Annotated in this window: 13 protein-coding genes; 6 read left to right on the top strand and 7 right to left on the bottom strand. The window is 64.8% G+C overall.

All coding sequences use genetic code 11. The features are described 5' to 3' along the window. The 3 genes from smc to V1286_RS25985 form a co-directional block, all read right to left on the bottom strand. Complete coding sequence (gene smc, locus V1286_RS25995) at positions 1-3465, bottom strand: chromosome segregation protein SMC (protein ID WP_334484370.1); 3465 nt, start codon at positions 3463-3465, stop codon at positions 1-3. A gap of 237 nt (positions 3466-3702) precedes the next feature. Further along, positions 3703-4356: a DsbA family protein gene (locus V1286_RS25990; RefSeq protein ID WP_190241922.1), complete on the bottom strand. Its 654-nt coding sequence runs from the start codon at positions 4354-4356 to the stop codon at positions 3703-3705. A 116-nt stretch (positions 4357-4472) separates the two neighbouring features. Then, positions 4473-4952, bottom strand: a complete 480-nt coding sequence (locus tag V1286_RS25985) for a DUF721 domain-containing protein (RefSeq protein ID WP_108518448.1) — start codon at positions 4950-4952, stop codon at positions 4473-4475. 167 nt (positions 4953-5119) lie between these two features. Here V1286_RS25985 and mutY point away from each other — a divergent pair, with 167 nt between their 5' ends. After that, positions 5120-6217: an A/G-specific adenine glycosylase gene (gene mutY / locus V1286_RS25980; RefSeq protein ID WP_334484363.1), complete on the top strand. Its 1098-nt coding sequence runs from the start codon at positions 5120-5122 to the stop codon at positions 6215-6217. A 38-nt stretch (positions 6218-6255) separates the two neighbouring features. On the opposite strand, the gene V1286_RS25975 is transcribed toward mutY, so the two are convergent. Further along, positions 6256-6525 (bottom strand): DUF2798 domain-containing protein, encoded by a 270-nt coding sequence (locus V1286_RS25975; RefSeq protein ID WP_334484360.1) that lies wholly within the window; start codon positions 6523-6525, stop codon positions 6256-6258. Positions 6526-6805: 280 nt separating this feature from the next. Between V1286_RS25975 and V1286_RS25970 the strand changes: the two genes are divergently transcribed. Next, positions 6806-7261: a PaaI family thioesterase gene (locus V1286_RS25970; protein ID WP_334484357.1), complete on the top strand. Its 456-nt coding sequence runs from the start codon at positions 6806-6808 to the stop codon at positions 7259-7261. Here the strand turns inward: V1286_RS25970 and V1286_RS25965 are convergent. Both V1286_RS25965 and V1286_RS25960 read right to left on the bottom strand, forming a co-directional pair. Then, positions 7230-8516, bottom strand: coding sequence for a flavin-dependent oxidoreductase (locus V1286_RS25965; protein WP_334484354.1), 1287 nt, complete (start codon positions 8514-8516; stop codon positions 7230-7232). The genes V1286_RS25970 and V1286_RS25965 overlap by 32 nt on opposite strands. 97 nt (positions 8517-8613) lie before the next feature. Further along, the gene (locus tag V1286_RS25960; protein ID WP_334484351.1) at positions 8614-8988 is read right to left on the bottom strand and encodes a nuclear transport factor 2 family protein; all 375 of its coding nucleotides are present in this window, start codon (positions 8986-8988) and stop codon (positions 8614-8616) included. A 150-nt stretch (positions 8989-9138) separates the two neighbouring features. On the opposite strand from V1286_RS25960, the gene V1286_RS25955 reads away from it, so the two are divergent. From V1286_RS25955 to V1286_RS25945, 3 genes are all read left to right on the top strand, one after another. Continuing rightward, a complete protein-coding gene (locus tag V1286_RS25955; RefSeq protein ID WP_334484348.1) occupies positions 9139-9963 on the top strand; it encodes a helix-turn-helix domain-containing protein in 825 nt (274 codons plus the stop codon). 19 nt (positions 9964-9982) lie between these two features. Beyond that, positions 9983-10462, top strand: coding sequence for a nuclear transport factor 2 family protein (locus V1286_RS25950; RefSeq protein WP_334484345.1), 480 nt, complete (start codon positions 9983-9985; stop codon positions 10460-10462). A 129-nt stretch (positions 10463-10591) separates the two neighbouring features. Further along, positions 10592-11209, top strand: a complete 618-nt coding sequence (locus V1286_RS25945) for a glutathione S-transferase family protein (protein WP_334484342.1) — start codon at positions 10592-10594, stop codon at positions 11207-11209. 89 nt (positions 11210-11298) lie between these two features. On the opposite strand, the gene V1286_RS25940 is transcribed toward V1286_RS25945, so the two are convergent. Further along, positions 11299-12219 carry a LysR family transcriptional regulator gene (locus V1286_RS25940; protein ID WP_334484339.1) on the bottom strand — a complete coding sequence of 307 codons (921 nt, stop codon included), beginning with the start codon at positions 12217-12219 and terminating at the stop codon, positions 11299-11301. Positions 12220-12307: 88 nt separating this feature from the next. Between V1286_RS25940 and V1286_RS25935 the strand changes: the two genes are divergently transcribed. Further along, on the top strand, positions 12308-12739 hold the full coding sequence (locus tag V1286_RS25935) for a nuclear transport factor 2 family protein (protein WP_334484336.1): 432 nt from the start codon (positions 12308-12310) through the stop codon (positions 12737-12739). Positions 12740-12868: the final 129 nt, after the last annotated feature.

The raw sequence follows: 12868 nt of genomic DNA, 5'->3' as shown, positions 1-12868 counted from the left end.
TCACGCCACGTTCTGGTCGAGGATCTTCACGGCGTCGTCGAGGCCGACCGAGACCAGTTGCGACACGCCGCGCTCGGCCATGGTGACGCCGAACAGCCGGTTCATCCGCGCCATCGTGATCGGGTTGTGCGTGATGATGATGAAGCGGGTTTCGGTCGACGACGTCATTTCGTGCAGCAGGTTGCAGAACCGCTCCACGTTATGGTCGTCGAGCGGCGCGTCGACTTCGTCCAGCACGCAGATCGGCGACGGGTTGGTGAGGAACACCGCGAAGATCAGCGCCAGCGCGGTCAGCGCCTGCTCGCCGCCTGACAGCAGCGACAGCGTCTGCGGCTTCTTGCCGGGCGGTTTTGCAATGATTTCGAGGCCAGCTTCCAGGGGATCGTCGCTTTCGATCAGATGAAGCGCGGCTTCGCCGCCGCCGAACAGTTCGGTGAACAGCCGCTTGAAGTGCTCGTTGACGGTCTCGAACGAGGTCAGCAACCGCTCGCGGGCTTCCTTGTTGAGGCTCTGGATGCCCTGGCGCAGCCGCTTGATGGCCTCGACCAGGTCGTCGCGTTCCGTGGTTAGCGCGGTGTGCTGGGTCTCGACCTCGCGCAGTTCTTCCTCGGCGCGCAGATTGACGGCGCCGAGACGTTCGCGGTCGCGGCGCAGTTTTTCGAGGCTTTCCTCGATCTCGTTGAGCGGCGGCAGTTCCGCGCCCGGTTCGATCTCGGCGAGCGCTGCGACCGCATGCGGCTCGACTTCGAGCATGTCGTGGATTTCGCGCTCGATGTCGGAAAGCCGGCGCTTGGTGCCTTCCATGCGTTCCTCGGCGCGGGCGCCGGCCTCGCGGGCAGAGGAGAGCGCTTCGAGCGAGGCCTTGGCTTCGCGGTCGGTCTGCGCCATCACGCTCTCGGCGGCGGCGAGCGCGTCGGCGGCGACGCGGCGGGCGCTTTCGGCGGATTCGATTTCGTTGATCAGCGCGCGGCGCTTTTCGGCAAACAGCGCCGGGGCATCGTCAAGCTCGGCGCGCTCGGCCGTTACTTCGGTGATACGCGCCTCGACGGTGGCGACCTGGGAGGCCGAGCTTTGCCTGCGGTTCTGCCATTCGGTGCGTTCGGCCGTGATCGCCTGTACACGTTTGTCGGCCAGTTCGGCCTCGCGCGCCAGCGCCTGGGCTTCGGCCCGCACCTGCGCGGCAAAGCGGCGGTGCCCGTCAATCTCGCCGCGAACGGCGGCGAGCCGCGTCTCGGTGTCGAGGGTCGGCGGCAACTCGGCCAACGCGGCGTTGGCGCTCTCATGCGCGGCTTCGGCCTCGCTGCGGTCGGCGGCGAGACGGGTATGGGCTTCGGTCAGCGCCGATTTGCGCGCGGCGTGGCGATTGATCTCGCGCTCGGTCGCGGCATGGCGTTCGCGCGCGGCATCGGCCTCGCGCTGCGCAGCACGCCAGGCCTCGCGGGCGGCGGACTCGGCGGCGGAGGCCGCCTTCAGTTCCGCCTCGGCTTCTTCCAGCGCCTGCCGCTTGTTGGCGGCATCGGTGCGGGCCTGCTCCAGCTCATGCTCAATATCGACCAGACGCGCGCGTTCGGCGAGACGCCGTGCGGCGCCGGTCGGCGCATGGGCGGCTGTGACAAAACCGTCCCAGCGCCAGACGTCGCCCTCCAGCGACACCAGCCGCTGGCCGGTCTTCAATTGCGACACCAGCTCCGCGCCGCGCTCCTTCGGCACGACGCCGATCTGCGCGAGGCGGCGCGCCAGTTCGGACGGCGCCTCGACGTGAGCGGCGAGGGCCTCGACGCCATCCGGCAGGGCCGGATCGTCGAAGCTCGCACCGGCATTGGTCCAGCGCATCGGCGCCGAGGGATCGACGGGCGCGTCAAGATCGTCGCCGAGCACGGCGCCAAGCGCCTTCTCATAGCCTTTGGTGACGGTGACGCCGTCGATAATCGGCGGCCACAGATTCTTGGTCTCGCCATTGACGAGTTTTGAAATGGTGCGCGCCTCGGTCTCAAGCCGCTGCACGCGCTTTTCGGCCTCAGTGAGCGGGGCGCGGGAGGCTTCGAGCTTCTGTCGCGCGGCGACGTGGCCGGTCTCGCTGGCCTGTGCGGCGGCCTCAGATACCGCCAGCGTTTCCTGCGCGGTCTCCATGGCCGCGGCGAGCGCGTCGAGGTCACCGAGATTGCCGGTTTCCTGTGCGAGTTTTTCCTCGTCGGCCTGAACGCTGGCGATTTCCTGATCGAGCCGGGCCAGCCGGTCGCGGTGGGTGCGCACGCCGGCTTCGAGCTGGTTGCGCTTGGCGGAGAGGTCGGCGAGCGCGGTGGTGAGCTCGCCGAACATGCGCTCGGCGGCGGAAAGCGTCGTTTCCGCTTCAGAAACACGTTCATCAACGCCGGAGCGCTTTTCGACGCGCGACTTGATCTCTTCCTTTAACTCAGCGTCTTCGGTGTCGAGCCGCTGCAGCGCCACCTCGGCATCCGAGGTCTGCTGCTGTTCGCGCGCGATGTCGGCGGCGAACTGCGTCAGCCGCCGGTCGAGCTCGGCGACGCGCTCCTTGGCGCGCACTTCCTCGCGGTCGAGCAGTTCGCGCGCATTGGTGAGCCGCTGCAGTCCCGCCGCGGCGCGGGCTTCGCCCTCGCGCAAGGCGGGGAGTTCGGAGGCGCGGATCGCCTGGATGCGTGCGGCCTCGGCCTGCTCGCGGGTGCGCTCGGCCATTTCGCGAACGTTGATGTCGTGGGTATGCCCGGCTTCCGCGACGTCGGCATTGGCCTCTAACCAGCGCAGATGGAACAGCGTGGCCTCGGCCTTGCGCACCTTGGCCGCAACTTCGCGAAAGCGAATGGCCTGGCGCGCCTGCTTCTTCAAGCCGTCGATCTGGCCGGACAATTGCCCGATCACGTCCTCGACGCGGGTGAGGTTGGTTTCGGCCGCCTTCAGCCGCAGTTCGGCCTCGTGGCGGCGGGCATGAAGCCCGGCGACGCCGGCGGCGTCTTCCAGCACGCGACGGCGCTGTTCGGGTTTCGCCTGAATGATCTCGCCGATCTTGCCCTGGTGAACCAGCGCCGGCGAACGCGCGCCGGTGGCGGCATCGGCAAACAGAATCTGCACGTCGCGCGCGCGCACGTCGCGGCCGTTGATGCGATAGGCCGAGCCGGCCTCGCGCTCGATGCGGCGAGAGATCTCAAGAAGCTGGCTATCATTGACGGCGGCCGGCGCCGTGCGATCGGAATTGTCGATCGTCATGACGACTTCGGCGTGGTTCCGCGCCGGGCGGTTGCCGGAACCGGCGAAGATCACCGCATCCATGTCGGCGGCGCGCAGCGATTTGTGCGAGGTTTCGCCCATCGCCCAGCGCAGCGCCTCGACCAGATTGGATTTGCCGCAGCCGTTCGGCCCGACCACGCCGGTGAGGCCGGGTTCGATCATGAAATCAGTGGGTTCAACGAACGACTTGAAGCCGTGGAGGCGGAGGCGCGTGAGTTTCATGAACACAAATCTCGGTTGGCCGGGCGCGAATCTCCCTGCCGTGACAATACCATAGAAGGCAATGTCGGTGTGGATGGATAGCCCATTGCGGCTCTTATGAGCCGCGACAATGGCGAGGCCGGGGCCGAAGGGCAACGGCCCTACGCGGCTTTTCCCAAGGGTTTTGAGAGGGTTTTGAGTCGTTTTTGTCCAGCCTTTTGCTGGACTTATGGCCGGATGTGAATCCGGCGGCGCGAATCAGCTCTTCAACAGCGAATTGATGCGCTTCGAGAATTCCTCGAAGCTCTGCTCGCCCTTGAGCATCTCGCCGTTGATGAAGAAGGTCGGCGTCGACTGCACCTTCAGCACCTCGGCGGCAAACTTCTGGTCGGCCGCGATCTTGTCGAGCAGCGCCTGATCCTTCAGGCAGTCCTCGACCTGCGTCTGGGTGAGGCCGGCCTGCTTGCCGATCCGGCTCAGCGTCTCCGTGGTGTTCTTCACCATCCAGTCGTTCTGCTGCCTGAACAGCAGATCGATCACGGCAAAAAATTTCGGCGCATCGTCCTTGGCGATGCAGCGTGCCAGCATCGATCCCGCGGCGGCCTTGATGTCGAGCGGGAATTCGCGGAACACGAAGCGGATCTTGCCGCTATCGATGAATTCCGACTTGATCTTCGGAAACACCTTTTCGGTGAACGCCGCGCAATGCGGGCAGGTCATCGAGGCGTATTCGGTGATGGTGACGGTAGCGTTGGCCGGTCCAAGCGCCATGTCCGGCAGGGATTGCGGTTTGGCGACGTCGGCGCCCTGCGCCATCGCGCCCGTGATCAGCCGCAGCGGCGAGAAGCCGGCGAGAGCGGTCAGCCCGGTCAGCGACAGGGCGGCGGTGAAGGCGCGGCGCGTGATCATCAAAGTCTGCTCCCGAATGGCGCGTTCACGCCCGAAAGAAGTACGAAAAGAAGCCTTCGCTAGCTTGAAACGCCAGTTGTGGCAATGGCGTGTTGCGGCGGCGGCGCTGCGCCCAGGGCTCAATTTCGCTTGATCGCAGCGCCGAGCCGCGCCAGTGCGGCGCGCAGTTCCTCGTCCTCCACCGCGGACAGGGTTTCTGCAACTTTTGCCACCGCTTTCGGGTCCGGCGCGCGGGAGGGCGCGGGGCGATTGCGGCGCGACAGCGGCGCCTGCCGCAGCGCCAGCCGCCCGACCGCGCTCCAGCCGAAGAAGCGGTTGACCCGTTGCAGGATGACGTCGGACGAATGCTGGATCTCCAGCGCCATCGGGCCTTCGACCCGCAATATCAGCGTGGCCGGTTCCTGCGGCTGCCCCTCCACCGGCCGCGGCCATTGCATTTTCAGCGGCTCGGAATGGGCGGCGATCTGAGGTCCCGCGATCTCGGCCCAGCGCGTCACCAGTTCCCGCGCGGCAAATCCCTGCTTGGCGTAGGCATCAGAAAACACGTCGCTGAGCAGGACGGAAAGCGGTTTTGCCGAGATCGGGCCGGGTTTGGACATGGGGCTTTATATCACCTCGCTCGTCGCAGGCGCCATCTCCACCGTCATGGCCGGGTTTATCCCAGCCATCCACGTCTTGGACAGCCGCGAAGAAGAAAGACGTGGATGCCCGGGACAAGCCCGGGCATGACGTGGAGAGATTGGAATCCCCACACTAGAGTGTGCCCATGAGTCCTGCGGCCGCCAAAATCAAACGACGAGAACCGCCTGTTGTGGCGGCCGATCGCCCCGCGCTGCTGCTCGACTGGTATGACCGCCATCGCCGCCGCTTGCCGTGGCGGCCGCCGGCGGGGGAGCGGGCTGATCCGTACCGGGTCTGGCTGTCTGAAATCATGCTGCAGCAGACCGGCGTCAAAACGGTCGGGCCGTATTTCGAGAGGTTTCTGGCGCGCTGGCCGGATGTCGCCTCGCTCGGCCGCGCCTCGCAGGACGACGTGCTGCGGATGTGGGCCGGGCTCGGCTATTATTCGCGTGCGCGCAATTTGCATGCCTGCGCCGTTGCGGTGCTGCGCGACCATGGCGGGGTGTTTCCGAATACCGAGGAAGGCCTGCGCAAATTGCCGGGGATTGGGCCATATACGGCAGCGGCGATCGGCGCGATTGCCTTCGACATCCGAACCATGCCGGTGGATGGCAATATCGAGCGGGTGGTGTCGCGGCTTTACGCGGTCGAAGAGCCGTTGCCACAGGCCAAGCCGCTCATTCAGGAATTGGCGGCGACGTTGCTCGGCCTCTCTCGCGCCGGCGACAGCGCGCAAGCACTGATGGACCTCGGCTCCTCGATCTGCACGCCGAAGAAGCCGGCCTGCGCGCTGTGCCCGTTGAACGAGGACTGCATGGCCCGCACGCGCGGCGATCAGGAAACGTTCCCGCGCAAGGCGCCGAAGAAGACGGGAACGCTGCGCCGCGGCGCCGCCTTCATCGTCACGCGCGGCGACGAACTTCTGGTTCGCACACGGGCCGAAAAGGGCCTGCTCGGCGGCATGACCGAAGTACCGGGCTCGGAATGGCTGGCTGGACATGACGACAAGGCGGCGCTGAAGCAGGCACCTGCGCTGAAGGGGGTTGAACGCTGGCATCGCAAGGCCGGCGTCGTCACCCACGTGTTCACGCATTTCCCGCTCGAGCTTGTGATCTACACCGCCGACGTCGCCGCGCGCACGCGGGCGCCCGAGGACATGCGCTGGGTGCCGATCGCAACGCTCGCTGGCGAGGCGCTTCCTAATGTGATGCGCAAGGCGATCGCACACGGGCTGGGGGAATGAGGCGCGCCCACCTCGCGGCGGCGCGCGCCTGTATCGGGTTAGTTCGACCGCGGAGTCTCGACGGCGAACGCTACGATCCGCCGCACCAGCGGCAGCACCGCGAGCAAGGTCGGAAACGCCACCAGCCACGATATCGCCCATGCGGCGGGCCATGTCGCAATGAAAGCAGGCGTTGGACCTAGGCTCCGCAAGGTCGAGATCGCGGATACGACGAACGTCATCAGCACCGACAGCACCAGCGGCATGACGATCGCCGCGTAGCGCGCAGGCAATTTTCCGCGCGGGCGCGGAGCAGGAGAAGTAGTCATGAAATTGCTCTTTGGAATTCGGTCGGTCGATCACGAGCGGCGCATGATGCATTCCTCCGGGGTCGAGCCGACCGGTTGAATGCGTTGCCTGACGTGAGACGCTTACGGTGCGCCTGAGCGCAGCAGCCGTTTCCTAACGGAGGCGTACGGCCAGCGCCAGCCCTTAAAATCTGGAAGCTGTCAAAATCGGCAACCGGGGCCCGGCGGGTACCGTGTAGCGGCTTGCTGACACCACGCTGGCAGCAGGCCTGCGCTAGATGGATGCCTCACGGAGGTACCCATGATCAGCACCGCTCTCGACAATATCCCTACGCCGCCGTCTTCCAGACTGCTCGGCTGGCACGTGCTCGACGCGCGGCCGAAGGAGGGTTGGATCCGGATCGGCTTCGACGGCAAGCGGGATTTCTGCAACCCGGCCGGCTTCGTGCAGGGCGGCATTCTCTCGGCGATGCTCGACGATACCATGGGGCCGGCGGTGTTCACCATGACCGAAGGCAAGCTCTACACGGCGACCATCACCATGACCGTGAATTATCTCGCACCGGCCAAGCCGGGGCCGATCACGGGCGAGGCCAGAGTCACCCAGCTCGGCAAGACCGTTGCCTTTGTGGAGGGGCGGTTGACGGCCGTGGATGGCACGCTGCTGGCGACCGCCACGACGAGCGCGCGGCTGGTCGAGACCGCGAAGGCCATCGCTTCTTTTGTCAGCTCGCAGCCCGCGGCGTTGCCTGCGTGATCTGGACGATCGGCGGCTTGGCGTTGAGGCCTTCGACCTGGAAGCCGGCGACCCGCTTGTAGTTGGCGGCGATGTCTTCCAGCTCCTGCAGCGAGAGCACGTCGGTGACGACGTCGTAGCCGTTGGGCGCGCGCTCTTCGACCATCTGCATGACCTGCTCGGGACCGTTGCGGCGGTTGAGCATCACGAGATCTGATGTCGCCGGGCGGCGCTCGGCTTCATAGGCGACCAACGCGGCGTTGGTCGCGCCATGCGCCAGGATCTCGCGGGTGATGACGCGCGCGTCCAAAATCGCCTGCGACGCGCCGTTGGAGCCGATCGGGTACATCGGATGCGCGGCATCGCCCATCAGCGTGACGCGGCCGAACGTCCATTGCGCAACGGGATCGCGGTCAACCAGGGGATATTCGTAGGCGTGCGGGCACCTCTCGATCAGGCCGGGCACATCGAGCCAGTCGAATTTCCAGTCCTTGAACCACGGCAAAAACTCTTCGAGCCGGGCGGTCCGGTTATAGTCCTCGCGCCGCCACTGATAGGTCGGCGGCATATGCCGCTCGGCCACCCAGTTGATTTTGAACTTGTCCGCGCTGTCTGCCTGTTTCGAAATCGGATAGCAGACGAATTTCAGGATTTCGTGGCCGGCCATGATCATGGTGCGGCCGGACAGGAAGGCGTCGCTGTCGGTGATGCCGCGCCACAGGATGCGCCCGTTCCAGATCGGCGGGCCCTCATCGGGATAGAGTTTTTCGCGAACCGCCGAATGGATGCCGTCGGCTGCGATCAGCAGCGCGCCCTCGTGAGCGCCGTTCGATTTGCCGGTCGCCTTGTCGATGAATTCGGCGCGGACGCCATTCTCCGTCTCGCTCCAGCCAGTGAGGTGATGGCTGGTCAGGATGTTCTCCGGCCCCAGCCGCTCGATCGCGGCATCGAGCAGGATCTGCTGCAGCGTGCCGCGATGGATCGAAAATTGCGGCCATTTGTAACCGGCCTCGATGCCGCGCGGCTCGCTCCAGATCGGCTTGCCGTGCTTGGAGAAATACGCGAGCTCCTTGGTGCGGACAGCGTGCGCATCGAGCCTGTCGTGCAGGCCGAGCTCGATCAATTCGCGTACCGCATGGGGCAGCACGTTGATGCCGACGCCGAGGGGTCTCAGCTCGGACACGCTTTCAAAGATCCTGGCGGGAACGCCGATCTGGTGCAGGCTGAGCGCCAGCGTCAGCCCGCCGATGCCGCCGCCCGCGATGAGAACAGTCATGTTACGCCCCTCTTGCTGCCTGGGCGTCATGGCATGAGAGGCGGCAAGGGGGCAACTGCGAAGGTAGCCGGCGGACAGGCTCACGGCGGCAGACGATTCAACCGAGCGGTGGCGGAGCACCGAAGAAGCCGAAGATTTTGACCAGCCGGCCGTCGGGACCGACCTCGCCAAAATCGATCGACGTGTCGCCGCTGGTTCCATCCGCGCGCACCAGGCGCCAGAGGAAGCGGACCACATGGTGGTGCACATCGATGCCGCTCATGAACTCGAGCCGTGCGCCGGGCCGGCTGGCCAGCGCCTCGCCGATCTTCGTCGCCAGCGCGTCACGCCCTGCCAGCGAGACGTTCGGATCGAGATAGACGCCGTTGTCGCTCCAGCATTGCTCGAGCAAGGCGTGTCGGGCCGCATCGTCCGGCTCGTTCCATGCCGCCATATATTGTGTCACGATCTTCGTGATCGCATCGCTTTCCATGAGCGCTCCTGTCCTTCCCTGTATTCCCTGCACGATCGAGGCGGGCAACTCATCGCGCGTTTCGCAGGTGAACTCTTGCAAGGAATCGTCGGACAGTCACTTACATCCGAGGTAATTGCCCTTCCGACGTGATGGTCTAGATTGCCGCACATGAGCGCGCCAAACCAGAGTTCGCAGGACGTCGCGAACGGGCATTTCAGCAGCCTGCTGAAGCACTGGAGAAACGTGCGCCGCCTTACCCAGATCGAACTGGCGGTTGATGCAAATGTCTCCGCCAAACATCTGTGTTTTCTGGAAACCGGCCGCTCTCAACCGAGCCGCGAGATGGTGCAGTTGCTCGGCAGTGCGCTCGATCTGCCGCTCGAGGAGAGGAACGCGCTGCATGTCGCGGCCGGCTTCGTGCCGCCCTACAGCGACAAGGGACTGGCCGCCGATAATCTGCAGCCGGTGCAGCAAGCGCTGGATTTCATCCTGCGTCAGCAGGAGCCGTACCCGGCGATTGTCATCGACGGCCGCTGGGACATCCGCATGCGCAACCAGGGATCGGCGCGCCTGCTGAAACCCTTTCGCGATTCATACGAGATGGCGGCCGGGCTTGCCGACAACGCCATGCACGTCGTCTTCCATCCGAAGGGGCTGCGGCAGTTCATCGTGAACTGGGATGAGTTCGCCGGCCAGCTGATCCAGATCCTTCATCGCGACGTCGCGCAAGGCAGCCGGGCTGCGGCGCAGCTACTCGGCGAAATCATGGCCTATCCCGGATTATCCGCCGAATGGAGGCTTCCGCGACAAGCGTCGGCGTCCGCTCCGGTCATGACGATGCACCTTGCCAAGGGTGACTTTCATCTCGCCTTCTTCTCCACCTTCACGATACTGGCGATGCCGATGGATGCAGCGCTGCAACAGATCAAGATCGAGTGTTTTTTCCCGGCGGACGACGCGACCGCCGAGAAGGCGCGACAACTGGCACTTTAACAAAACTCAGGAAATGGAAATGCAACATGCTCTGCGTAATCACCAAACGGCCGAGACGATAAACGAATTGCGTGCGTTGAACGCCCGCTTCATCCATAATTTCGTGACCAACGACGTGGCTTCGCACGACGCCATTCTGCATCCCGGCTTCATCAGCATCTTGCCCACGGGCCAGCGGTGGGATCGCGCGACATATCTGAAATACTGGGCTACGGCCTTCGATCCCGAGGTCGTCGTGTACTGGGACGTCCGTGACGAACTCATTACCGTCATCGGCGACGTTGCGCTGGTGCGTTCCACCAACAAATGCACGCGCCGCCGCGATGGCAATGAAGTCACCGGCATGACCACCTATACCGACACCTACCTGTTCGAGAACGGTGCGTGGAAATGCATCCAGGCCCAGATCACGGCGGTCGCGCCTGAGCATTATCCCGCCGATGACACGATCGTCAGCGTCTATATCAAGGGAAAGCTTCAGCACCGCGCGGCGGCGTGAATGCGCCGGCTGCGGGCAAGCCGGCCGGCATGCCCTGGCTTGCGTGTAGTGCAGGGGGGCCTCAACGCTCCGGGGATGGACGGCGGACAGGCGCGCGGTTAACCTCCGGCTTCCCCCGTGAGGATCACCATGTTCAAGCTCTATACCGCCCCCGGCACCTGCGCGCTGGCTTCGCATATCGCTCTGGAGGAGGCCGGCGCCTCCTATGCGGCGGAGCGGCTCGACTTCAAGAACGGCCAGCAGACCACCCCGCAATATCTTGCGATCAATCCAAAGGGGCGGGTGCCGGCGCTGGTGACCGACCGTGGCACCCTGACCGAAACGCCGGCGATCCTCGCCTACATTGCGCAGAGCTTTCCGCAGGCCAAGCTGATGCCGGACGACCCGTTCGCCTTCGCGCAGGCGCAGTCCTTCAACAGCTATCTCTGCGCGACGGTGCACGTCAATCATGCGCACAAGGGGCGCGGCTATCGCTGGGCGGTCGAGGAATCCTCGTTCGCCGACATGAAGCGCAAGGTGCCGGAAACCATGGCCGCGGCGTTCGCGCTGATCGAGCGCGACATGCTGAAGGGACCGTGGGTAATGGGCGAGCAGTACACGGTGTGCGACCCCTATCTGTTCACGATCGCCGGTTGGTTGGAGGGCGACGGTGTCGATGTCGCGGCGCTGCCGAAGGTGGTCGCTCACCGCAAGCGGATGTCGGAGCGGCCGGCAGTGCAGAAGGTGCTGGCGGACGTGAAGGCCTGAGATAGTAGCTTGTAGGGTGGGCAAAGCGCAGCGTGCCCACCGCCCAAACAACTCACGCCTGATGGTGGGCACGCTTCGCTTTGCCCACCCTACGCAGCCTTTTTCCCGCGCTCCATTTCTCGACCGATGCCGAGCATGATGTTGCGCAGCCAGATCGAACCAGGGTCCATCTGCGCCCGGGTCGGGTAGAACATGAACTGCTCGTCGATCCCCGGATCGAGCGGTGGCGTGACTGTTGTCAGCGATAGCTGCTTCGACAGCGCGCCGATCAGCCGGCGCGGCACGAAGGCGACGAGATCGGTGCGCGCGGCGACATGCAGCGCCTCGATATAGCCGGGCACGACCAGCGCGATCCGCCGCTCGATGCCCTTGGGGCGCAGCCAGATGTCGATCAGGTCCTCGCTCTGGCCGCGGATCACGACCGCGACGTGGCGCGCCTCGAGAAACACGTCCGGCCGCTTCAGCCGCGCGCCGATAGGGTGGCCCCGCCGCACCGCGAGCGCGTCGCTGTCGGTGTAGAGCCGTTGCCGGTGAAATCCGGTAAAGGCGTTGCCGATCGAGATCACCATGTCGATGGTGCGGGCGAACTCCGCGGTGAAGATCGCAGGTCCCCGCCACGGCACGACGTCGATCCGGACGTTCGGCGCTATCTTCGTGATCTTCTCCATCAGCGGCGGCATCAAAAGCTCGACGGCGAGATCCGGCATCATCAGGCGAAACTGGCGTTCGCTTCGCGCGGCGTCGAACTCATCGGCGATGAACAGGGAGCGCACCTGATCGAGCGCCTGCGCCAGGGGCGCGCGCAGCGCCTGTGCCCGCGGCGTCAGCTCCATCCGTGCTCCATTGCGAACCAAAAGGGGATCGCCGATCAGGTCGCGCAGCCGCTGCAACGCATGGCTGGCGGCCGGCTGCGACAACCCGATCCGCATCGCGGCGCGGCTGACATTGACTTCCCTGAGCAGCGCGTCGAGCGCGACCAGCAGGTTGAGGTCAAGCGAGTTCAAATTCATGGAGTGAATATATATCATATTCATTATCGATTGGAAGAATGGCATGCCGCGCGCGATGATCTGCAGCACAGATCAAAGGAGAGCCGCCATGAGCGCAGAAGCGAACAAGAAACTAGTGCAGCAGGTCTACACAGATTCCGCCAACCGGAGCGGCACCACCTTCGTCGATAACCTCGCCGAGGATGTGACCTGGATCGTCACCGGACAATATTCGTGGTCGCACGAATTCAGGGGCCGCGATGCGATCCAGAACGGCCTGATGGGTCATTTGCGGTCGCGCCTCGCCGCCGGGCGGCCGCGCACGCTGGCGTTCAATTTTATCGCGGAGGGTGATTACGTCGTCGTCGAAGCCCGCGGGGACAATGTCACCAAGTCCGGGGAGCGCTACGACAATCAGTACTGCATGGTCTGGCGGATCGAGAACGGCAAGATCAAGGAGATCAAGGAATACTGCGATTCCGCGCTGGTGGAGCGTGTGCTGGGGAAGTTTCCGCAAGAGCGGAAGGTGGCGGCGGCTTAGGTCGTGGATCTCGTCAGGTGGGCGGAGGCGCGAATCTGTCAACGCGCAAGCTACCGATCCTCCCCTGGAGGGGGAGGATCGGTTCGCATGAAATGCGAACCGAGGTGGGGTGAAGGTCTCTCAACACGA

Origin of the sequence: Bradyrhizobium algeriense, assembly GCF_036924595.1 — a bacterium.
Classification (GTDB): Bacteria; Pseudomonadota; Alphaproteobacteria; order Rhizobiales; family Xanthobacteraceae; genus Bradyrhizobium; species Bradyrhizobium algeriense.
This window is presented reverse-complemented; position numbering and strand designations above follow the sequence as displayed.

Coding starts and splice junctions, on each gene's coding strand:
- smc (WP_334484370.1), bottom strand. CDS start 3,465: ATGAAACTCACGCGCCTCCGCCTCCACGGCTTCAAGTCGTTCGTTGAA.
- V1286_RS25985 (WP_108518448.1), bottom strand. CDS start 4,952: ATGTCCAAACCCGGCCCGATCTCGGCAAAACCGCTTTCCGTCCTGCTC.
- mutY (WP_334484363.1), top strand. CDS start 5,120: ATGAGTCCTGCGGCCGCCAAAATCAAACGACGAGAACCGCCTGTTGTG.
- V1286_RS25975 (WP_334484360.1), bottom strand. CDS start 6,525: ATGACTACTTCTCCTGCTCCGCGCCCGCGCGGAAAATTGCCTGCGCGC.
- V1286_RS25970 (WP_334484357.1), top strand. CDS start 6,806: ATGATCAGCACCGCTCTCGACAATATCCCTACGCCGCCGTCTTCCAGA.
- V1286_RS25965 (WP_334484354.1), bottom strand. CDS start 8,516: ATGACTGTTCTCATCGCGGGCGGCGGCATCGGCGGGCTGACGCTGGCG.
- V1286_RS25960 (WP_334484351.1), bottom strand. CDS start 8,988: ATGGAAAGCGATGCGATCACGAAGATCGTGACACAATATATGGCGGCA.
- V1286_RS25955 (WP_334484348.1), top strand. CDS start 9,139: ATGAGCGCGCCAAACCAGAGTTCGCAGGACGTCGCGAACGGGCATTTC.
- V1286_RS25950 (WP_334484345.1), top strand. CDS start 9,983: ATGCAACATGCTCTGCGTAATCACCAAACGGCCGAGACGATAAACGAA.
- V1286_RS25945 (WP_334484342.1), top strand. CDS start 10,592: ATGTTCAAGCTCTATACCGCCCCCGGCACCTGCGCGCTGGCTTCGCAT.
- V1286_RS25940 (WP_334484339.1), bottom strand. CDS start 12,219: ATGAATTTGAACTCGCTTGACCTCAACCTGCTGGTCGCGCTCGACGCG.
- V1286_RS25935 (WP_334484336.1), top strand. CDS start 12,308: ATGAGCGCAGAAGCGAACAAGAAACTAGTGCAGCAGGTCTACACAGAT.